Annotated in this window: 19 protein-coding genes; 8 read left to right on the top strand and 11 right to left on the bottom strand. The window is 68.2% G+C overall.

Annotated features, from left to right (window positions below; translation table 11 throughout):
• The first annotated feature begins 6 nt into the window (after window positions 1-6).
• Window positions 7-774 carry a TetR-type transcription factor C-terminal domain-containing protein gene (locus GOARA_RS16900; RefSeq protein ID WP_007323644.1) on the top strand — a complete coding sequence of 256 codons (768 nt, stop codon included), beginning with the start codon at window positions 7-9 and terminating at the stop codon, window positions 772-774.
• Window positions 775-795: 21 nt separating this feature from the next.
• Here GOARA_RS16900 and GOARA_RS16905 read toward each other — a convergent pair whose 3' ends face one another.
• From GOARA_RS16905 to GOARA_RS16915, 3 genes are all read right to left on the bottom strand, one after another.
• Window positions 796-1,374, bottom strand: a complete 579-nt coding sequence (locus GOARA_RS16905) for a beta-class carbonic anhydrase (protein WP_007323645.1) — start codon at window positions 1,372-1,374, stop codon at window positions 796-798.
• A 201-nt stretch (window positions 1,375-1,575) separates the two neighbouring features.
• Window positions 1,576-2,340: a glucose 1-dehydrogenase gene (locus GOARA_RS16910; protein WP_007323647.1), complete on the bottom strand. Its 765-nt coding sequence runs from the start codon at window positions 2,338-2,340 to the stop codon at window positions 1,576-1,578.
• An 11-nt stretch (window positions 2,341-2,351) separates the two neighbouring features.
• The gene (locus GOARA_RS16915) at window positions 2,352-2,957 is read right to left on the bottom strand and encodes a TetR/AcrR family transcriptional regulator (RefSeq protein WP_007323648.1); all 606 of its coding nucleotides are present in this window, start codon (window positions 2,955-2,957) and stop codon (window positions 2,352-2,354) included.
• 111 nt (window positions 2,958-3,068) lie between these two features.
• On the opposite strand from GOARA_RS16915, the gene GOARA_RS16920 reads away from it, so the two are divergent.
• From GOARA_RS16920 to GOARA_RS19100, 3 genes are all read left to right on the top strand, one after another.
• Window positions 3,069-3,941, top strand: coding sequence for an SCO6745 family protein (locus GOARA_RS16920; protein ID WP_007323649.1), 873 nt, complete (start codon window positions 3,069-3,071; stop codon window positions 3,939-3,941).
• Window positions 3,942-4,014: 73 nt separating this feature from the next.
• On the top strand, window positions 4,015-4,878 hold the full coding sequence (locus GOARA_RS16925) for a MerR family transcriptional regulator (protein WP_007323650.1): 864 nt from the start codon (window positions 4,015-4,017) through the stop codon (window positions 4,876-4,878).
• A complete protein-coding gene (locus tag GOARA_RS19100; protein WP_007323651.1) occupies window positions 4,872-5,054 on the top strand; it encodes a hypothetical protein in 183 nt (60 codons plus the stop codon). The genes GOARA_RS16925 and GOARA_RS19100 overlap by 7 nt, the downstream gene beginning before the upstream one ends.
• 22 nt (window positions 5,055-5,076) lie before the next feature.
• On the opposite strand, the gene GOARA_RS16930 is transcribed toward GOARA_RS19100, so the two are convergent.
• Window positions 5,077-5,637: a Uma2 family endonuclease gene (locus tag GOARA_RS16930; protein WP_040523857.1), complete on the bottom strand. Its 561-nt coding sequence runs from the start codon at window positions 5,635-5,637 to the stop codon at window positions 5,077-5,079.
• Between the two features lie 113 nt (window positions 5,638-5,750).
• A complete protein-coding gene (locus GOARA_RS16935; RefSeq protein WP_007323653.1) occupies window positions 5,751-6,365 on the bottom strand; it encodes a winged helix-turn-helix transcriptional regulator in 615 nt (204 codons plus the stop codon).
• Between the two features lie 67 nt (window positions 6,366-6,432).
• Here GOARA_RS16935 and GOARA_RS16940 point away from each other — a divergent pair, with 67 nt between their 5' ends.
• On the top strand, window positions 6,433-7,302 hold the full coding sequence (locus GOARA_RS16940; RefSeq protein WP_007323654.1) for an alpha/beta fold hydrolase: 870 nt from the start codon (window positions 6,433-6,435) through the stop codon (window positions 7,300-7,302).
• Window positions 7,303-7,315: 13 nt separating this feature from the next.
• Here GOARA_RS16940 and GOARA_RS16945 read toward each other — a convergent pair whose 3' ends face one another.
• Entirely contained in the window at window positions 7,316-7,984 is a 669-nt protein-coding gene (locus GOARA_RS16945) for a hypothetical protein (protein ID WP_007323655.1), read from the bottom strand.
• A gap of 53 nt (window positions 7,985-8,037) precedes the next feature.
• Window positions 8,038-11,439 carry a DEAD/DEAH box helicase gene (locus GOARA_RS16950; protein WP_040523858.1) on the bottom strand — a complete coding sequence of 1,134 codons (3,402 nt, stop codon included), beginning with the start codon at window positions 11,437-11,439 and terminating at the stop codon, window positions 8,038-8,040.
• 166 nt (window positions 11,440-11,605) lie between these two features.
• On the opposite strand from GOARA_RS16950, the gene GOARA_RS16955 reads away from it, so the two are divergent.
• Entirely contained in the window at window positions 11,606-12,166 is a 561-nt protein-coding gene (locus GOARA_RS16955; RefSeq protein ID WP_007323657.1) for a mycothiol transferase, read from the top strand.
• A gap of 653 nt (window positions 12,167-12,819) precedes the next feature.
• Here the strand turns inward: GOARA_RS16955 and GOARA_RS16960 are convergent.
• Entirely contained in the window at window positions 12,820-14,454 is a 1,635-nt protein-coding gene (locus GOARA_RS16960; RefSeq protein ID WP_007323658.1) for an acyl-CoA synthetase, read from the bottom strand.
• Between the two features lie 138 nt (window positions 14,455-14,592).
• Between GOARA_RS16960 and GOARA_RS16965 the strand changes: the two genes are divergently transcribed.
• Window positions 14,593-14,805 (top strand): hypothetical protein, encoded by a 213-nt coding sequence (locus GOARA_RS16965; protein WP_007323659.1) that lies wholly within the window; start codon window positions 14,593-14,595, stop codon window positions 14,803-14,805.
• 10 nt (window positions 14,806-14,815) lie between these two features.
• Here GOARA_RS16965 and GOARA_RS16970 read toward each other — a convergent pair whose 3' ends face one another.
• Window positions 14,816-15,583, bottom strand: a complete 768-nt coding sequence (locus GOARA_RS16970; protein ID WP_007323660.1) for a class I SAM-dependent methyltransferase — start codon at window positions 15,581-15,583, stop codon at window positions 14,816-14,818.
• Window positions 15,580-16,320 carry a TetR/AcrR family transcriptional regulator gene (locus GOARA_RS16975; protein WP_007323661.1) on the bottom strand — a complete coding sequence of 247 codons (741 nt, stop codon included), beginning with the start codon at window positions 16,318-16,320 and terminating at the stop codon, window positions 15,580-15,582. Before GOARA_RS16975 ends, GOARA_RS16970 begins: the two co-directional genes overlap by 4 nt.
• Window positions 16,321-16,366: 46 nt before the next feature.
• On the opposite strand from GOARA_RS16975, the gene GOARA_RS16980 reads away from it, so the two are divergent.
• Window positions 16,367-17,512, top strand: a complete 1,146-nt coding sequence (locus tag GOARA_RS16980; protein ID WP_040523859.1) for a glycosyltransferase family 4 protein — start codon at window positions 16,367-16,369, stop codon at window positions 17,510-17,512.
• 127 nt (window positions 17,513-17,639) lie between these two features.
• Here GOARA_RS16980 and GOARA_RS16985 read toward each other — a convergent pair whose 3' ends face one another.
• On the bottom strand, window positions 17,640-19,592 hold the full coding sequence (locus GOARA_RS16985; protein WP_007323663.1) for an MmpA family trehalose lipid delivery protein: 1,953 nt from the start codon (window positions 19,590-19,592) through the stop codon (window positions 17,640-17,642).
• Between the last annotated feature and the right edge of the window lie 7 nt (window positions 19,593-19,599).

The raw sequence follows: 19,599 nt of genomic DNA on the forward strand, positions 1-19,599 counted from the left end.
ACTGCTATGACCGCCGACGACTCCGCTCAGGTCCCCCCGGGCGTCGCCGAGGACGCGACCTCGGCGACGGACCAGCGCGCCGCCCCGGCACGCCGGGGACGCCCCAGTGTCCGGCGTGACCTCGTCGAAAGGGAGATCAAGGCCAACGCGGCTCGACTGTTCGCCGAGCGCGGCGTCGCGGGCACGACGCTGCAGGACATCGCCGACGCGACCGGTCTCACCCGCCAGGCGGTCTACCACTACGTCGAGAACAAGGACGTCTTGTTCGCCGAGCTCGTCAGCGAGGTCGCCGAGGAGCCCGCGCAACTGCTGACCGCGATCAACGCGGCCTCGGAGTCGGGCCCCGCCGACCGGCTGCGCCAGATGGCGAGGTCGCTGGCGGTGCATCAGATGGCGAACCCGGACCGGTTCCGTCTGCTGATCCGCTCGGAGGCCGACCTGCCCGCCGCGCTCGCCGACACCTACAACACCAGCCGCCGCCGCGTCCTCAAAGAACTCATCTCGGTCATCGACGAGGGGATCCACCACGGCGCCTTCCGATCGACGAACACTCGCACCGCCGCGCTCGGGATCGTCGGAATGATCAACTGGATCGCCTGGTGGTACAAGCCGGGCGACGACGCGGATGCGATCGCCGGCGACATCTCCGAGATGGCGCTGCGATCGGTCGTGTCCGACTCGGAATCGTCGGGCGCGCCCAGCGTGCCGCGCCTGATCGGCAGCATGCGCGGCGAACTCGACCAGCTCGAGCGGATCCTCGGCTCGGGGAGCTGAAGTCGGCGATTCCGCCGCGGGCTAGGCCGCCCGGCCCGCCTCGGTGGCGGTCGGCACCTCCACCAGCCTGCCCGTCTTCACGTCGTAGATGTATCCGTGGACGGGAATGCCGGCCGGCACCAACGGGTGCGACTTGATGCGGCGGACGTCCTCGGTGACCGACACGGCCTGGTCGGCGATCGTCAGCCAGTCGATGTAGTCGCCCTCCCGCGAACCGGGTCCCGTGCCGACGTCGTGAAAGCCGTCCTCGCCGAGCGCGGCGGTTTCCAGGCTGTTGGCGAGCAACCCGCGGATGACCTCGTCGGTGAAGAACTCCATACCGCAGTCACTGTGGTGGATGACGAACCACTCCTTGGTTCCGAGGAGCTTGTAGGAGATCACCAGCGAGCGGATGGCGTCGTCGCTGGCCCGCCCGCCCGCGTTGCGGATGACGTGGGCGTCACCCTCGGCGAGCCCGGCGTACTTGGCCGGGTCCAGACGGGCGTCCATACAGGTCAGGATGGCGAAGCCACGAGCCGGCGGGAGCGCGAGTTCACTCTTCTCCCCGAAGGATTCGGCATAGGCGTCGTTGGCGGCGAGGACTTCGGGAAGGACGGACATGGCGGGGCTCCGATGCGGGACGGGAAGGATGCGAGCGAGAACATATGGTTTCGCGAGCATATGAGCGGGTGGAGCCGCCGTGAACCGTTCGATTCACGCTGAGGCTTATCCCGCCGACCGTGCCCAGATTCCCGCCGACCGTGCCCAGTTTCCCGCCGACCGTGCCCAGATTCCCGCCGACCGTGCCCAGATTCCCGCCGGCTACTGGCCCATGACGTACTCCATCGAGGGGCACGCGGTCCATCCGCCGTCGACAGCGATCTCGGCGCCCGTGGTGTAGCTGGCCGCATCGGAAAGCAGGTACAGCACTACACCGACGAGTTCTTCTGGCCGTCCGACGCGCCGGAACGGGTTGTTGGGGAACGCGCCCTCGGCGTCGGAGATGCCGGTCGGCGCGGTCATCGGGGTGAGCACCATGCCCGGGTGCACGGAGTTCACGCGGATCTTCTCGCGGCCGAGTTCGACGGCCGCCACCTTGGTTAGGCCGCGGACGCCCCATTTGGCAGCACCGTAGCCGCTGGTGAGCGCGAGGCTGATGAGACCGGCGGCAGACGAAATGTTGACGATCGAGCCACCACCCGCGCGGCGCATCGCCGGAATCGCGAAGTGCATGCCAGTGTGCACGCTGACGAGGTTGATCTGGATGATCCGCTGAAAGTTCTCCAGCGGCTCGTCGGCGACCGGCTGGCCCGATGCGGTGACCCCGGCATTGTTGACCAGCCCGTCGAGGCGACCGAAGCGCTCCTCGGTCTCGGCGATCGCACTCTCCCAGTTCGCGGGGTCGGTGACGTCGAGGTGCACGTAGTGGGCCGCGTCGCCGAGTTCGGCGGCCACCGCGGCGCCTTCGTCGTCGGGGAGGTCGCCGATGACGACCTTGCCGCCGGCGTCGACGATGCCACGGGCGAAGGCAGCGCCCATTCCGCGGGCTCCACCGGTCACGAGGACGACCTTGTCGTTGAGTTCCATGTTGATTCCCTTCACGGAGTATCGCGCCTGAGTTGGCGTGAGATTGGTTGTCGCGCAATGGATTCCGAGACGATTCGCGTGGCCTGCGCTGCCGACTCACCCGTCTGCACCATGCGTTTGACGGTCGTGACGGCGAGCAGCGTTGCCTGATCGGCGGCGACGAGCGCGTCGATGTGGTCGTCGGGGACGCCGAGGACGCGAGCGAGGGAAGGGGCCAGCAACCGGGCCGTCTGGTCGTTGGTCTCGAGCCAGATCCGCCGCAGCGGCGGATCGGCCAGGATCGTGACCAGCAACGCGCGGTCGAAGGGCAAGCGCCCCTCGTCGTAGGCCGCGACGAAGGCATCGACGACGAGAGTCAGGAGGTTGCCCGCGCGAACTCCGTCGGTGCCCGCGCAGCGCCGCGCCACCTCCGCGGCGAACATCCGGTCACCGTGATCGAGCAGTGGACGGATGCACTCCCCTTTCGTCGGGAAGTAACGGAAGTACGTGCGCTCGGAGAATCCCGATGCCTCGACCAGCTCCTTGGTGTGCGCCGCCGACCCCTTCTCGGCGATCACCGCGGCGCATCGCCTCGATACGTCGAGCAGCGCCTGCGGTGAGAGCGGGGTCCGGGCCATATCCCGAGGTTGGCTTTAATGACAGTTACTGTCAGTTAAATCTCAGAACTCGGCCCGTTGAGCCTGGTGCGCGGTCGTACCGTGGAGGGATACCTCGACTAGGGAGTTCGCATGACCAACGCAGCACGCAAGGCCTACGAGACCTTGGAGCCGTTGCACGTCCTCGCCTATTTCAACCCCGGCCTCAAAGCCGCACAGGCGGATACTGGCCTCGACCCACACGCCTTCTACGTGGGCGCGCGCGGCGCACCGCTGGGCCCGTGCGACAGCTCCGTCGTCACCGCCGCCTTCTACAACTTCTCGCCGGCGCTGATCGACACGGCCTGGTCGAAGGCACGCTCGGTGGGCCTCGACGTCGTGGCCGCGCGGCGCAACGAGATGCTCGACGAGCAGTTCCACACGATCCTCGGCGAGCTGGTCACCGCGCCCGTCATCACCGAACTCGCCGACCGCTACGGCGACCTCGCCTCGTCGCTCCCCCTGAGCGGTCGCGCCCTGTCCGCGGGCTGGGCCAGCGCCGAGATCCCCGACGTGCCGATCCTGCGGCTCTGGCACAACATCGCCGTTCTGCGCGAGTGGCGCGGCGACAACCACATCGCCGCACTGGTCGTCAACGGGCTGGACGGTATCGATGCCTGCGTCTTCCACGAGGCCCGCTTGCTCGACCCGTCGATCCGGCGCCGCGCCATGGGCCGCCGGATGAATCAACTGACGCGGGGTTGGTCCGACGACGATTGGGAGGGTTCGGTCGACCGTCTGGCGGCACGCGGACTCGTCGAGCGGATCGAGCCCGAGGATTCCGACGTTGCGCATCGCCTCACCGCCCGGGGAGCGGCGCTGTACAACACGCTGGAAGCCACCACCGACGACCTCGGCGAGAGTGTCTGGGCGACACCCGGCGTCGACGCGCTGCTGGACGGCACCCGTCCGATCGTCAAGGGGATCATCGACGCCGGCGTCCTGCCTGGGACACGCAAGAAGTAGCCGCTTGACCTTCCCCTTGCGGCAAGCCGGAGACTCGCCGAGACCGGTGAAAGTCACCGGACAGGATGGGGACATGGACCACATGAGTATCGGCGAGTTCGCCCGTGCGAGCGGACTGACCGCCAAGGCGCTGCGCCACTACGACGAGCTGGACCTGCTCCGGCCCGCCGACATCGATGCATTCACCGGCTACCGCCGCTACACGCACGACCAGATGAAGCCCGCACGGCTCGTCGCGCAACTGCGTCTCATCGGCATGCCGCTCGCACGAATCCGCCTCGTGCTCGACCTGGCGGCCCCGATGGCGGCAATCGACGTAGCGGCGTACTGGCGACAAGTGCTGGCCGAAACCGCCGCGCGGGGCGAGTTGGTCCAGCGTCTCCTCACCGAACTCCGACAGGAGGAGATCACCATGAGCACACAGCACGACTTCGTCCTCGCCGCCGCGGTCCGCAGCGGACGGGGCGCGCGGGAATCCGACCAGGACGCGGCCTACGCCGGCCGTTCGGTCTTCGCCGTCGCCGACGGGTTCGGCAGCGACGTCGCCGCGACCCGGGTCGTCGACGCGATGGCAAGCCTCGAGGACTCCGCTACGGACGATCCCGATTCCGCATTGCGCGATGCCGTCGACGCGGCCGCTCATTCCACCGCCGCCGATGACGGCGGAAGCACGCTCACCGCGATGTGGCTGCACGACGGCCGCATCCGCGTCGCGCACGTCGGCGATAGTCGACTCTGGCGAATCCGGGCAAGCACCGTTCATCAGCTGACCCGCGATCACACCCTGGTCGCCTCGCTGATCGAGGACGGCCGACTCACTCTCGACGAGGCGCGAGCACATCCGCATCGCGCTCTGCTCGGACGTGCGCTCACACGAGGGACCGGCGACGCCGATATCGCCGAGACCGAGGCCCTCCCGGTGACCGCTTCGTGTTGACCAGCGACGGTGTGCACGGAGTGGTCGATCCCGAGCAGTTGCTCACCATCTTGGCCAGGAAGCGCGAGGCGGATCGTCTCGCCGACGATGTCGCCGCGGCAGTGGAGGCGGCGGGATCTCCCGATAACTTCACCGTGGTGGTCGTCGACGTTTCCGGCGAATCATCCGCGCGCTAGTTGGCCGCCGAGCCGCCTGAGGTCAGGCGGTCAACTCCACCGGTCTCAGCGAGAGATCGAACGGTTCGCTGAGACGGAGTTCGTCCTCGCCGACGGCTCGCCCCGCGACGCGGTAGATGTCGTCGCGCAACACCCACGCGGTGATCGAGGGCTCGTCCGGGTCGACGACCCAGTAGTGGGCGCACCCGGCGCGGCGCAGCCGGTCCTTCTTCAACAGGAGGTCGACTCCTCGCGTCGACGGCGACAACACCTCGACCGCCACCAACGGCGCGCCAGGCAAGTCTTGCTCGGTGAACGCATCCCGCGCCGCGACGAGCAGATCGGGTTGAACCACGGTGTCGTCGGCCAGCACGACGTCAAGGGGTGCGAACAGAACTCTCAGGTCCGCGGGACACAGCTCATGCAAGCGGATATGCAGATTCGAGACGACGCACTGATGCTTGATCTTCGGCGCGGGACTCACGATGAGAATTCCGTCGATGAGTTCGTACCGATGCCCGTCATCGGGCATCTTCTCGAGATCGTCGCGGGTCAACGCGCGCCCGCGCGGAAGCCCCAACACCTCGGTCGTCATAGCTGTCATCGTAAGCCCCCTCATCCCCCATGACCATGGAATCTAATCCGCCCACCCGGGTGAACCCGTACCGCAGCTCGACCTCGGCCGCACTCCTGTGGATGAGATCGAACTGTGGATTCCTAGTCCCGTACGAACACCGCCCGCACCGCGTCCCGGTCGCCCTCGACATTGACCAGTCCGTCATCGACGCCGATCATCCCCACCGCCATGCCGAGGATGGCATGCGCCTCGCCACGGACCACCGCGTCGACGTCGCGCCCGTCGGCCTTCGCCACGTCGATGCCGTTGCGCGTCGCGGTGACGACGATCGTCTCGTCGCCGACTGCCAGTCCCACCGTGGCCTTTCGACGCGGCGCCGGGCGTCCCGCGAACAGTGCGGGCAGCGCGACGATCAGCCAGTCGGGCTGGAATTCGTCGTCACCCGGTCCGGGAATCATGAGCGGAGTCGACCAGCGGACGAGCCCTTCGACCGGTTCCCGCAGGGCGGCGCCCCACGGCGTGAGCGCGTATTCGGTGCCGCCGGTTCCGACCTGCCGTTCGACCACGCCGGCGGCCTCGAGGTCGCGGAGGCGGCTGGCCAGCAGATTGGTGGCTATGCCGGGCAGTCCGGCGATCAGTTGCCCGTAGCGCGCCGGCCCGATCAGCAACTGCCGCACGATCAACAGGCTCCACCGGTCGCCGACGACATCCAGCGCCCGCGCCAACCCGCAGTACTGGCCGTAGTCCTTCGCCATCGCCACTCCTACTTGACTTTTTCCAGTGACCTTGATTATATCAAGCCACCAGACGACGGGAGCCGACATGACCGCCACCTTGCGTCCCGAATGGGTCGACGACGAGCTCTACCCCTTCACGAGCCGCTTCGTCGACGTTGGCGGCCACACGCTCCATTACCTCGACGAAGGGACCGGGCCGACCCTCCTGTTCGTCCACGGCAACCCCACCTGGTCATTCCTCTACCGCGACGTCATCGCCGACCTGCGGTCTGACTTCCGTTGCGTCGCAGTGGATCTGCCCAGCTTCGGGCTGTCGTCCGCGGCACCCGGGTTCAGCTACCTTCCCGACGAGCACGCCGCCGCACTCGCGGCCTTCGTCGAGGAACTCGACCTGCGTGAGATCACCCTCGTCTGCCACGACTGGGGCGGGCCGATCGGACTCACGGTCGCCGCTGGACAACCGGACAGGTTCACCCGCTTCGTCATCGCCAATACGGCCGGCTGGCCGGCGGACGACCTGAGCACATGGCTCGTGTCGCACGCGATGGGCGGCCCGATCGGGCGTTTGCTGATCCAGCGGTTCAACCTCTTCGTCAACGCGATGATCCCGGCCGGGCACCGTCTGCGGAAACCGTCCGACGACGAGATGGCGCACTACCGCAACGCCCTCGACACCCGTGAGCGGCGAACCGCGTCGGCCGTCTTCCCCCGCGCGATCACCGGCAGCAGCGACTTCCTGGCGGCCGTCGAGGCTTCCCTGCCCGGACTGTCCGACCGGCCAGCCCTCATCGTCTGGGGCGACGCCGACATCGCCTTCGGCGACAAGGCACTCCGTCGCTGGGAACAAGTCTTCGACGACCACAGCACGACGATCGTCGCCGGCGGCGGCCATTTCGTTCAGTCGGACGCCCCGGAGCAGTTCAGCCGGGCCATCCGCGACTGGGCTCGCGCTTGACCGCGGAGCCGACTCAGCCCCCGGCCTGCGCCCCGGCGAAGTAGGCGACGCGCACTTCGACCTTCGTCGGCGGCCCGAAATCCGGCGCACCGGTTCCGAGCTTGCCGAGCTGGACCGTCCACATCCCCGTCGAACGGTCGATAGCGGTCGTCGCGTTCTCGCCCTGCAACACGACCTCGCTCTGATCGCCGGTGCACGAGTACGCCCCGACCATTCCGTCCGATCGCCCGCCCCACGCGCCGCCGACGCGTGCGCGGCAGCGGCGTCCGTCGGCCAGCTCCAGGCCCCACGGTTCCGGATTCGCCGACGGCTCGGCCCCGAGCGGCAGCTGGCCCGACGTGATCTCCCACTCGATGAGTACGCGGTCCCAGGGTGCGGTGCCACACAGCAGCTTCTTACCCTCGCCCGGCCAGCACACGTCGGCCGACTGTGCCGACGCGCCGCACCCGCCGAAGACGCCGGTCGTCGTCGCCGATCGGCTGATCTGGGCGCCGCTGCAGTCGATGGAGTTCTCGGCCGACATCGGCGCGACCTGGAACCCCTTCGTCGGCTGGCCGCCCGCGACGGCGACGACGGTCTCGATCTTCGTCGACTTTTCCGGGCCCGGACCGGGGCGGACATCGCAGCCGGCCAGTCCGGACGCGAGGATTCCCGCACCGATGATCACGATCAGTTTGCGCATGCGTCCACCATGCCGAACCCGGTGGACACGCGGCCACAAGTTCGCCGAAACGCTCAGCCGCCCAGCAGTTCGCGGATATCGCCCTCGGTGATCCCGCCGCCGAAGACGTCACCGTCGTCGATGACCGCCGAGAACAGCTCGCGCTTGCGATCCTGCAGTGCGACCACCTTCTCCTCGATGGTCCCCGCCGATACCAGACGGTAGACGGTCACGGGACGTGTCTGCCCGATGCGGTGCGCGCGGTCGACGGCCTGGGCCTCCGCGGCCGGGTTCCACCACGGGTCGCACACGAAGCAGTAGTCGGCCTCGGTGAGATTGAGGCCGAAACCACCGGCCTTCAGGCTGATGAGGAACACCTGGACATCGCCGTTGCTGAACCGGGCGATCTCCGCGGCGCGCGCTTTCGCCGTCATCGTCCCGTCCAGGTACGCGTACTCGATCCCGATGTCGTCGAGCTTGGCGCGCACGAGTGCGAGAAATCCGGTGAACTGGCTGAACACCAGCGCCGAGTGTCCCTCGGCGATCAGCTCGGGCAGTTGCTCGGCCAGGTGATCGATCTTCGCCGACGCAACGGCGGCGTCCGCCTCGTCGACCAATCCGGCGTGCAGGCTGAGCTGGCGCAGCATCGTCAACGACCGGAAGATCTCGAAGCGGTTGCGCTCCCAATCGCCGAGCAGCCCGAGCACCTTCTGCCGTTCCCTGTTCAACCGGGTCTGATAGATCTTGTCGTGCTTGGGGTGCAGATCCAGCGCGAGCACCTGCTCCTGCTTGGGCGGAAGGTCGGAGACCACCTGGTCCTTGGTGCGTCGCAACATCACCGGTCTGATGCGGCGGCGCAGCAGCGCGAGCCGGTCCGGCTCGGCGCCGGATTCGATCGGCTTGCGGAAGAAATCGGCGAACGACTTCGGCGACGGGAACAATCCCGGCGCACTGACCGACAGCAACGCCCACAGCTCCATCAGACTGTTCTCCATGGGAGTACCGGTGACCGCGACCTTCATCCCGGCGGAGATCCGGCGGGCGCACTGATGCGTCTTTCCGTTGTGATTCTTGATGAACTGGGCTTCGTCGAAGAACACGGCGGCCCAATCGAAGTCGTTGAACACCTCGAACTGCAGGCGGAAGAGCGTGTAGGAGGTGACGACGATCCGCGCATCCCCGATCTGGTCGGCGATCGGACCGTCGGTGCGCACGGACGCCACCGACACCGCCGACGCGTACGGCAAGAACTTCTCGGCCTCACGCACCCAGTTCCCGACCACGCTCGTCGGCGCGATCACGAGGAAGCGGTTCCGCGGCTCCTCTTCGAGCGCCGCGGCGATCAGCGACAGTGCTTGGACGGTCTTGCCCAGGCCCATGTCATCGGCGAGAATTCCACCGATCTGGTTGTCCCACAAGAATTTCAACCAGTTGTATCCGTCGAGCTGATAGTCGCGCAGGTCGGCCTGCAACGTCGCGGGCGGTTCGCTCCGCTGCGGGGGTTGCGCCGATGCCATGCGGCGCATGCGCTCCTGCCATTGCACAAGATCGCCGTCGACGACGCCGAGGGACATCAGCTCGTCCCACAGCGTCACGTTGTATGAGTGGCGACGCACCCGCGACCCCTCGATCTCACCGAGTTCGCGCGCCTCGTCGAGCAATTCGGCCAGTCGCTCCAGTGCCGGATGGTCGAGCGGGAAGTAGGTTCCGTCATCGAGAAGCATGTGCGTCGCACTGCTGTTCAGTTCGACGATGAGCCGGTCGATCGGAACCACAACGCCGTCGACCTCCACGCGCACGTGCAGGTTGAACCAGTCGTTGTCGTCGGCGCCGGCAACGGAGAACTCGATATCCGGATCGCCCTCGGCTGCGCGGAACCGGTCGGCATCGCCGTTCACCTCGACCAGCACGCCGCGGTCTCTCAGCACCGGCAACACCTCGTGGCACAACACCGCGGCATCGATCGGGGAGTACGTGTAGCGCCTGCGCAGCAGGTCGACGTCGCCGAGCCGTGCAGCGGCCGGAATCGTCGGCGCGGCAGCAAGTTCGTCGATGCGCCGCAGCACCCCGCGATGCGTTCCCACGGCGCCTCGCCGCACGTCCTGTTGCAGGTAGTGGATCGCCTGGTTCCGCCAGCGCGCGCACACGGCCGCGACCGTCTGCATCGCGTCGAGCGCGCCGTCGAGCGCGGCCCGTTCGGCATCGCGGTCCCGATACGCGAGTGCCGCCGAACCTTCGTCGACCGGCTTGAGCCGACCGTTCACGTCATAGGCCGCGCGCCACACGACGCGCGCACCTTGGTCGTTCAGGTCGACGGTGAGCAGCGCGAACGGGCCGTCGATGGTCGGCTTGACGATCGTGTCGTCGTCGATGAGGACGGGCAGGGAAGCCGGCAGGCTGGGCACGACCTCGGTGGCGAAGTCGGCGACTTCGTCCTCGGGGATGAACATGGCCGGTGCCGACAGCAGTCGCGTCAAACCGCGATCGTCGCCCGGGGACTCGAAGCGGCCGATGAGCATCACGTCGTCACCGATCGAGAACATCCCGTGCGGGCGCGGCACTCCGATCAGGCCGACCGAACCGCCTTCGTAGGCCTCGTGGTTGACGTGGATGAACGTCTTGACGGCGACCCCGCCCTGAGTGCGCGACACTTCGAGCCCGACGCCGGAGGTCTTGACCAGTTCGACGGTCTCGACACCGAGCGCCGGTGCCGCGATCAACGCGATCCCCGTGTCGCGGGCGTCGGCGAGCAGGTCCCAGATATCCGGAGGCGCGACGCCAAGCGCGATCGCTCCCGCGCTTTGCGCCTGATAGTTCGACGCGAAGGCGCGTGCGATCGCCCGTGCGGCGCGCAACTGCCGTTCGTCGAATAGCTCCGGCTCGAATTGGGCGCCAGCAGCCGGGCGATAGCCGTACCCGGGTCCGGCGACGCTCATAGTCGCGTTCCAGCTGATCCCCGTCTTCACCCATTTCCCCGACTTCCCCGGAGTCACCAAGGTGATCGTCGGCGCGGGATGCTGTGAATACCGGGAGCTCGGCGGCATGGTGAACTGGATGGCGAGGGGTTGCGCCGCGCCGGGAAGAACGAGTTCGTGCGACGGGGGCTCGGCCGTCAAGCCGCCGAGCATGGAGCGCCAGGGGGGCGGGGCAGGCACACCGTCGTAGCCGACGGACGGTTCCGCCGATTCGACGAGCAGCAGCGCGACGGCGTGTTTGCAGTAGTAGCCGACCGGGCAGGTGCAGTAGGCGCCGACGAGCGTTCGGCCGCCGCGTTCGTCCGGCTCGAAGCGAACCTCCACGTCGTAGATCTCGCCCGAACCGACGCATTTCGCCCGCAGCAACAGGCCGTCGTCGGACCAGGTGCGGTTCATGATGCGGCGCTTGCTCGCGTAGTCGCGTCCCCGTTGGATGCTCCCGGCGTCGAAGTCGGCACGCAGATTGGTCATGTTCATTACCAGCGGCCGGTATGTCGACATGGTGACCAGCGTAGGCGCCGGCGACGACACGATCCGACTACGCGGCACCGAGCTGTGGACGCGGACAAGATGTGGACAACCCGGTGATTCGCAAGGACCCGAATGTGTCGGGGGGCGGGCGTAGCGTCGAGCCCACCGCGAACGAACCCCTACGACAGGACGCATCATGGCCTACTACACCGAAGTCGAGCTCCCCGTCGAGGTGGACGGGGAGAAACGTGAACTCCTCGCCCTCCTGCGCGACCAGCGCAATCTGTTCCTGGTCGCGCTGCGCAACCTGACTGACGAGCAGGCCCGTCAGCGGACCACCGTCAGCGAGTTGACGCTGGGTGGTTTTGCCAAGCACCTGGCGTGGGGCGAGCAGAAGTCGGCCGAGGAGATCGTCGATCCCGACCCCGAGGCGGAACTCGACATGTCCGCGCTCGGAGACGCCTACACCCTGCTTCCCGACGAGACGCTCGACAGCTACCTCCAGCAGTTCGTCGAGGGCGCAGCGGCATTCGACCGTGCCGTCGCCGCATCCGACCTCGACACGAAGATCCCGATGCCGACCGCACCGTGGGCACCCGAGCGCGAGTGGTTGTCGGTGCGCGAACTCGTCGCCCACAAGCTACGGGAGACCGCACATCACTGCGGTCACGCCGACATCATTCGCGAGGCGCTCGACAGCCAGACGACGATGGCGGCCATCTCCGAGGGACAGGAGTGGGCCGACGAGTGGACGTAGGCGGTGAAGCCGTCAGGTCGCGCGGATCGCAGCGTTTTCGAGTCGTGCCCGTAGCGTTATCGGACTCCCAGCGACTGCCCAGTTTCTGCGCAGTGATTGTGGAGATCCGGGGGTTACGTTTCTGGTGGTTGAAAAGTTCGACCTCTTGAGAAAGGACAGTCCGATGCCTCGTCGCCACCGCCCGCCGTACGGCCACCGCCCGCCGCACCACCGTCACCCGCACCACCGTCGGTGGCACCGTCGTCGCTACCGTCGCCGCTACTGGGACCGTCGTTACCGCCGCTGGATGTGGGGCTGGTTCTACTGAGCCGACCCACGGTTTAAATTCGCAGAAGGACCCGACTGCTACGGCAGCCGGGTCCTTGCGTTTCACCGCTTGAACCGCTGAAATCTCCCGCGCACCGCGGGTAGGTTGGCTTCGTCGGAAAGGGGTGGTCATGCCTACTGATGAAGACGATAGGCGCCGACGCAGGCGGCGACGCCGACGCCGGGAACGGCGACGCAACTGGATAGGCCCCCGACGCTACTGGGACCATCGGCGACGCCGTTGGTTGTGGGCCTGGTACTGAGCACCACAGTCGGCCAATCCCACGCGTGAGGCCCCGACCAGACGGTCGGGGCCTCACTTCTACATTTCAGCCGGCGCGCTCCGCCTAGCCCAACGGTCCCGTCGGCAGCTCGCGGCGCACCAGCTTGCCCGTCGGGTTGCGCGGCAACTGGTCGACGAACACGACGTCGCGCGGCACCTTGTAGCGCGCGAGGTGTTCGCGAACGTGGCTCTTGATCTCGTCAGCGGTCGGGTTCGCACCTTCCTCCGCGACGATGAACGCCCGCAGCCGGGTGCCGAACTCCTCGTCGTCGACACCGATCACCGCGATGTCGGCGACGCCGTCGTGCGCGGCCAAGAGGTTCTCGACCTCCTGCGGGTAGACGTTCTCCCCTCCGGACACGATCATGTCGTCGTCGCGACCCGCGATGTGCCAGAGGCCGTCATCGTCGACGAACGCCATGTCACCGGTCGACATGAAGCCGTCGATGATCTGCTTGTTGCGACCGTCGGTGTATCCCTCGAAGGGCGCACCGTTGCGGACGAAGAGGCGTCCAGGGGTATTCGTCGCCTTGATCTGCTTCTCATTGTCGTCGTAGAGGCGCAGGTAGCTCGATACCGGCGGCTTGCCGATCGCACCGGGCGACTTGCGCAGGTCTTGCGGCTGCGCGACCGCCGCGATGGCGACCTCCGTCGAGCCGTACAGGTTGTACAGCGTCTCGCCGAAGGTGTCCTGCCATCGCTCGCACAGCGCAGGCGGAAGTGCCGAACCCGCGACGACGACCGTCTTGAGCGAACTGGTGTCGTACTTCTTGATGACGTCGTCCCCGAGCGCCAGGATCCGGTAGAGCATCGTCGGGACCGCGACGAGCATCTCGGCCTTGTTGTCGGCGATGGCCTTCAGCGTCTTCTCCGGATCGAAGCGGCGCAGCAGCACCGCGGTGTCGCCGAGTGCGGTCGACACGCTCCACAACGCCCAGCCGGTGGCGTGGAAGATCGGCGAGACGATCACCACCGCCTTGCGCTGCGGGACCGGGATGCGGTCGAAGATCAGGGCGCTCGCGAACGGCGAGATCTTGGACCGCTTGGCGCCCTTGGGCAGACCCGTCGTACCGCTGGTGAGGATGATGAAGCCGGCGAACTCCTTGGGCCGCGGCGGCAGCGACGTGTCGCCGCTGGTCACGATCTCCTCGAGGACCTGCACCCCCTTCGGCGGCTTCTTCTTCGAGTCTTGCCAGGTGAGATAGCGCTTGTCGGCGGGGAAGCTGTCGACGATGTCGGTGAACTCTTCGTCGTGGAAGATCGCTTTGAGGCCCTCGCGCTTGGCGACCTCGTCGAACTGGGGCTTGCCGAAGCCCGTGTTCATCATGGCCAGGCGGACACCGGCGCGGCCGGTGCCGGCGATGAGAGTCAGCAGGCCGCGGTGGTCGCGGGCGAGGATACCGACGACGTCGCCCTGCTTGATCCCGTCGGCGTGCAACTTGTTGGCGATCGCGTTCGCACGGGCGTCGAGTTCGGCGTAGGTCAGCGACCCGGCCTCGTCGACGAGGGCGGGCTGATTCGGAAACTCGGCCGCGTTCTGCCCGATCACGGTCGACACCGGACCGATCTGCTTGCCGAGCTTCACCGTCTCGACGACGTGCTTGGGCTTCTTCAAGTCGATCGCGCCGGCGTTCGTGAGAACCTTCACGGCTCCGAACACATCCGAAACCTGCTCCATCGTGGTGCGCAGCGAGGGCATGGGGACCTTTCTTTCTGACTACGTGCGTTGTCTGACTTCAGATTATCAGCATGTGATGGATGCCACGCTACCCGGCCGATGTCCGATTTGGTACGGATGCGCCGAGCAGTTTCGCCGAGGCGGCGGTAGCCTTGCCGTATGGCCGCCACCCCCATCCTGTTCCTCGCCCTGATGGCCGTCTTGGCGCTGGTCGCGCTGGTCGTCGTGGCAATCGTCGTGATCGTCGCCAACTCGAAGTCCAAGACGCCGCAGCAGCAGTGGCCGCAACAGCAGCCTCCCGGCTACGGCTACCCGCCCGCGGGGCCCCAAGCGCCGGCGCCCGAGCCGACCACGCCTCCGACGACCGACTGAGCGGCGGCCCTCACCGCGGACGCGATTCCGCGGCCTCCGCCACCAGCACCATCACCAGGTTCGTCGCGGCGATCTCGCGCAAGCCCGGCACCCGCAGCACCCACCACGCCCACCTCGGCAGGTAGCGAGGAAAGGCGCCGACCAGCCGCGCGCCGCGCGCGCCACGGGCCCAGGCCAGACCCTGCGCCGCGGTCACTTTGAACAGCGATTCGCCGTACAGGTTCTTCGGCGGGTGCCCGTGCCGTCGCGTGTACCGAGCCGCCGCGCGATGACCGCCGAGATAGTGCGTCAGGCCCATCTCATGCCCGCCGAACGGACCCCACCACAGCGTGTAGCTGATGATCACCGTTCCACCCGGCCGCGTCACGCGAATCATCTCGTCGGCCATCTCCCACGGTCGCGGAGTGTGCTCGACGACATTCGACGACAGGCAGACGTCCACGGAGTCGTCAGCGAAGGGAAGCGCCTCACCGGCCGCGCGCACGGTCGTGCGGCGCGCCAGACCGGCGGCGCGCAACTCACCGGCATCGGGGTCGACGGCCAAATAGTGCGCACCGCGCTGCGCGAAGGCATCGGCGAAGTATCCGGGACCACCGCCGACGTCGAGCACCACCGCACCGTCGATCCCGGCCGTCGCGTCGACCATCGCCGCGGTGTCGCGGGCGAGCGCGCCGTAGAACCGCGCCGGATCGGACTGCTCGTAGCGGAAGTCGCTCAGCAGTCCCGCCGCGCGGCGCACGGTGGCCAGGCGCCGCATCCGGTCCAGCACGCGGGTCATCGCGCACCCACTCGCGCGAGTACGCCCGCGATCACCAGTTCCAGCGTGTACTCGAACTCCACGTCGAGTTCGCGCGGATAGTCCGCCACCCGGCTCAGCGCCGGGAAGTGCTCGGGATCGAGTGCCGCGTACGACGCGCGCAGTTCCTCGACATCGGCCTTGTCCTCGTCGGTGCCCTGGACCGCCGAGCCGACGACGAGCCGTCCCAGCGTGACGTAGGTGTCAGCCGCGTCGGAGGGACTCAAGCCGTCGCGGATCATCTGCCTGATCCCCAGCTCCTGCCGGAACAGCGCGACCGGTCCGGCGGGCCGGCGCAAGAGGAAGAGCCGCGCGGCCGCGGGGTGGCGCTTGAGGACGGCATAGCTGGTGTGGGCCCCGATCCGGATGCGTTCGGCCAGATGCCGGGCACCCGGTTCCGCCGACGACCCGCGCAGCTCGTCGGCCAGCTCGACCATCATCTCCCCCATCAGCCGGTCGACGATCAGCGCCTCCAGCTCCTCCTTGCCGTCGGGGAGCTGCCGGTACAGCGTCGCGGTCGACGACCCGAGCATCTTGGCCAGCGACCTCATCGACAACGCGTCGGCACCGCCCTCGTCGAGCAGTCGCAGCGCCGCGTCGCAGATCTCCTCCAGCGGGCGCGGCGGACGCCCGCGCCCGCTCGCCGACCGTGCCGCCGACGCCTCGCGCTGCGCCCACCAGCGCGGCGAGCCGGGTAGCGCGGGAGCGTCGTCGGTCACGACGAGAACAGTAGTCGGACGGCACTTGCGTATCCTGGTCGGCGTTATGCCACAAGCCCGCACCCCCGCCGTCGCACTGCTGTGCTGGCGCGACCTCGACCACCCCCAGGGTGGTGGCAGCGAACGTTACGTGCAGCGGGTCGGGGCCGAGCTGGCGCGGCGCGGGATGCGCGTGACGCTGTTGAGCGCCGCGTACCCGGGTTGCGACGACGAGGCCGTCGTCGACGGAGTCCGCATCATCCGCCGCGGTGGGCGACTGTCGGTGTATCCGCGGGCGCTGGCCCTGCTGCTGGGCGCGAAACTGGGCGTCGGGCCGCTGCGCGGGTCCCGTCCCGACGTCGTCGTCGACACCCAGAACGGTGTGCCCTTCTTCGCATCCTTGCTCTTCCGCCGGACCGTCGTCCTCGTCCACCATTGCCACCGCGAGCAGTGGCCGGTCGCCGGCCCCGTCCTCGCGCGGCTCGGCTGGTGGATCGAGTCCCGTCTCGCGCCGTGGGCGCATCGTCGGCGCCGGTACGTGACCGTGTCGGAACCGTCGCGGGCCGAGTTGGCCGCGCTCGGCGTCGACCCGGACCGGATCGCGGTCGTGCGCGCGGGCATCGACCCGGCGCTCGCCGTCGACGGGCGGTCGCCGGGTGCTCGGGTGGTGGTGCTGTCGCGTCTGGTGCCGCACAAGCAGATCGAGCATGCCCTCGACGCCGTCGCGGCGTTGCGGTCGGAGATCGACGGCCTGGCGATGGATGTCGTGGGCGGCGGCTGGTGGGAGGACGAACTGCGAGCCCATGCCCGCGAGGCCGGGGTGGCCGATCGGGTCGTGTTCCACGGCCACGTCTCCGAACAGCGCAAGCACGAGTTGCTCGCCGGCGCGCGTGTCCACCTCATGCCGTCGCGCAAGGAGGGCTGGGGGATCGCCGTCGTGGAGGCCGCCCAGCACGGTGTCCCGACGATCGGCTATCGCGCCTCGGCGGGACTCGTGGACTCCATCGACGACGGCGCCACCGGGCTCTTGGTGGACAGCCGCGAGGAGTTGATCGCCGCGACCCGCAAACTCGTCGAGAACCTGGACTTCGCCCGCCAGTTGGGACGCGCCGCGCGCGAGAAGGCCGCCGAGTATTCCTGGTCGGCGACGGCCGACGGGTTCGAGGCCGTGTTCGCGCAGGTGAGTCCGGTCTGGCCCAGTTCGCGCGCGTGACTGGGCACCCCACCCACGCCGAGTGGGCACCCCACCCACGCCGAGTGGGCACCTCACCCACGCCCAGTGGGCACCTCACCCACGCCCAGTGGGCACCCCACCCACGCCGACTGGGCACCTCAGTACATCAATTCCTGGTCGACCGAGATCCGACGACGAGAGAGGCCAGCGCGGCCGCCAGCGCCACTACCCACGCCAGGTGCGCGACGCTGACGATCGCGCGCTGGGCGGCCGACGCTCCGGGCGAGATGACAGGGTTGTCAACCCGGTACAGCCGGAGATGTTCGCCGGTGAAGACCGGAGTTTGCGCGGCGAATCCGGCGGGTGTCTCGTTGCGATCGGGCTCTTCCACGAGAACCCAGCCGACTCCGTGCGACGCGAGGTCCTTCGGTCCGGCACCTTCCTCCAGCGCCAATTCGACCTGCGAAGCCCTGCTGGACGGGTCGAGGTCGACGGCATGACCGTCGATCTCGAGCTTGCCGGACTCCAACACCGGCGCGCGCAGTAGCCGTCGCGCGGGATCGAGGCTCTGCGTCGGCGTGAAGGAGTAGTCGCGCGTAATGCCGGTCGGCCACAACGCGACCGCCCCTTCGTTCGCCGGAATCATCCGCGCGACCGTCTGCCAGTCCGACGGGAGGTCGACCGGCTGCAAGCGCAGTGCGGCGTCGGGCAGCGGCGCGACGATCAGGGTGCCGACCGCGGCGAAAGCGAATCCCGCGGGAACGAGCTTGCTCAGCGCCCGCGTACTCCCCGCGACGCCGATCGCGACGGCGGGCATCAGCAGGGCGAGGAACTTCTGGGTGTCGCGGGCGAGCCCGGCGCCCGGGACATGTTCGATGAGGAAGCTCATCGCCGCGACGCCGGGTGCGGTCGAGGCGAGCACGACGAGAGCGACCGTGGCTAGGGCCAGGGCGGCGGAGATCGCGAGAAGTCGTTTGGCATCCCGGCTCGCCGGGTCTCGATACACCCGACTCGCAAGCTCGTCGGGCACTCGACCACCGATATTGGGACCCGGCCCGTCATCAGACAGACCACCGATCTTGGGACTCGCCCCGGCATCGGGGACTCGACCACCCATATTGGGAGTCGCCCCGCCATCTGGCACTCGACCACCCGACGGCTTGGCATCCCGGCTCGCGTGGTCTCGATACACCCGACTCGCAAGCTCGTCGGGCACTCGACCACACGTGTCACTAATCACCCCACCGTCGGGAGCGGGTGTATCGAGACCTCGCACGACGGAAAGCCAACCCAGCCCTACGAGCACCAGGAACATGATCGTCGCGACGGCGGCCCACGACGTCGTGCGGCTGGCCGGCACGGCGTCGGCGTTCCAGATGCCGGCCATCCCCAAGGCGGTGAGAACCCGCCCCAGACCCGGCTCGGCGCGCAGCGAAAAGGCTTGGGCTCCACCGGGATCACCGGTCAGCGCCGACGAACTCACCACGGTGGCGACCAGCCACGGCAGGGCACCGACGACGAGTACCGCGACCGCGGCACATCCGCGGCGCAGTTCCTTCGCCCAGACCAGCGGACCGATCACCGCGACGGCCACGACGATCACCGCCAACACCGACCCCGTCGGCGTCAAACCGGCCGCGACGACCGCCACCCACAACATCGGCCAGCCGCCGCGACGACGACGCCAAATCCGTTCGGCGGCAACCAGAATCCACGGAATCGCCGCGTAGCCGGTAAGCAGACTCCAGTGACCCTGCATCATCCGTTCGGCGACCCACGGGTTCCAGATCGCGGCCAGCGCGCCACCGCACTGCGCCGCCCAAGAATCGGCGACCACCCGCGAGGCCAGGAGCCCGGCCCCGACGCCGCTGAGCGCCAACGCGATCCACGTGACGGCGACGACGAGAACAGTGCCCGGCACCACCGCGCTGCCCAGTGCCAGCAAGCCATCCTGAGGAACGGCACGGGCCGGCGCATCGCCCAGCCCCAGTGCCGCGTCGGTCAGAAACGAGCGCGGCGTCGACACCGCGTCGCGCATCAGCAGCGGCCCGCCGCGCAAGCCGGCGCCGATGACGAGCGCACTGCCGACCACGCTGACCGCGAGCAGTGCGCGTGCCATCGGACTT

Source organism: Gordonia araii NBRC 100433 (assembly GCF_000241265.1).
Classification (GTDB): Bacteria; Actinomycetota; Actinomycetes; order Mycobacteriales; family Mycobacteriaceae; genus Gordonia; species Gordonia araii.

What these genes read in the sequence shown, in the direction of transcription:
- GOARA_RS16985 (WP_007323663.1), bottom strand. Translation starts at nt 19,592, where the DNA reads ATGGCACGCGCACTGCTCGCGGTCAGCGTGGTCGGCAGTGCGCTCGTC.
- GOARA_RS16900 (WP_007323644.1), top strand. Translation starts at nt 7, where the DNA reads ATGACCGCCGACGACTCCGCTCAGGTCCCCCCGGGCGTCGCCGAGGAC.
- GOARA_RS16930 (WP_040523857.1), bottom strand. Translation starts at nt 5,637, where the DNA reads ATGACAGCTATGACGACCGAGGTGTTGGGGCTTCCGCGCGGGCGCGCG.
- GOARA_RS16955 (WP_007323657.1), top strand. Translation starts at nt 11,606, where the DNA reads ATGGCCTACTACACCGAAGTCGAGCTCCCCGTCGAGGTGGACGGGGAG.
- GOARA_RS16915 (WP_007323648.1), bottom strand. Translation starts at nt 2,957, where the DNA reads ATGGCCCGGACCCCGCTCTCACCGCAGGCGCTGCTCGACGTATCGAGG.
- GOARA_RS16960 (WP_007323658.1), bottom strand. Translation starts at nt 14,454, where the DNA reads ATGCCCTCGCTGCGCACCACGATGGAGCAGGTTTCGGATGTGTTCGGA.
- GOARA_RS16925 (WP_007323650.1), top strand. Translation starts at nt 4,015, where the DNA reads ATGGACCACATGAGTATCGGCGAGTTCGCCCGTGCGAGCGGACTGACC.
- GOARA_RS16920 (WP_007323649.1), top strand. Translation starts at nt 3,069, where the DNA reads ATGACCAACGCAGCACGCAAGGCCTACGAGACCTTGGAGCCGTTGCAC.
- GOARA_RS16910 (WP_007323647.1), bottom strand. Translation starts at nt 2,340, where the DNA reads ATGGAACTCAACGACAAGGTCGTCCTCGTGACCGGTGGAGCCCGCGGA.
- GOARA_RS16965 (WP_007323659.1), top strand. Translation starts at nt 14,593, where the DNA reads ATGGCCGCCACCCCCATCCTGTTCCTCGCCCTGATGGCCGTCTTGGCG.
- GOARA_RS16935 (WP_007323653.1), bottom strand. Translation starts at nt 6,365, where the DNA reads ATGGCGAAGGACTACGGCCAGTACTGCGGGTTGGCGCGGGCGCTGGAT.
- GOARA_RS16970 (WP_007323660.1), bottom strand. Translation starts at nt 15,583, where the DNA reads ATGACCCGCGTGCTGGACCGGATGCGGCGCCTGGCCACCGTGCGCCGC.
- GOARA_RS16950 (WP_040523858.1), bottom strand. Translation starts at nt 11,439, where the DNA reads ATGTCGACATACCGGCCGCTGGTAATGAACATGACCAATCTGCGTGCC.
- GOARA_RS16980 (WP_040523859.1), top strand. Translation starts at nt 16,367, where the DNA reads ATGCCACAAGCCCGCACCCCCGCCGTCGCACTGCTGTGCTGGCGCGAC.
- GOARA_RS16905 (WP_007323645.1), bottom strand. Translation starts at nt 1,374, where the DNA reads ATGTCCGTCCTTCCCGAAGTCCTCGCCGCCAACGACGCCTATGCCGAA.
- GOARA_RS16945 (WP_007323655.1), bottom strand. Translation starts at nt 7,984, where the DNA reads ATGCGCAAACTGATCGTGATCATCGGTGCGGGAATCCTCGCGTCCGGA.
- GOARA_RS16940 (WP_007323654.1), top strand. Translation starts at nt 6,433, where the DNA reads ATGACCGCCACCTTGCGTCCCGAATGGGTCGACGACGAGCTCTACCCC.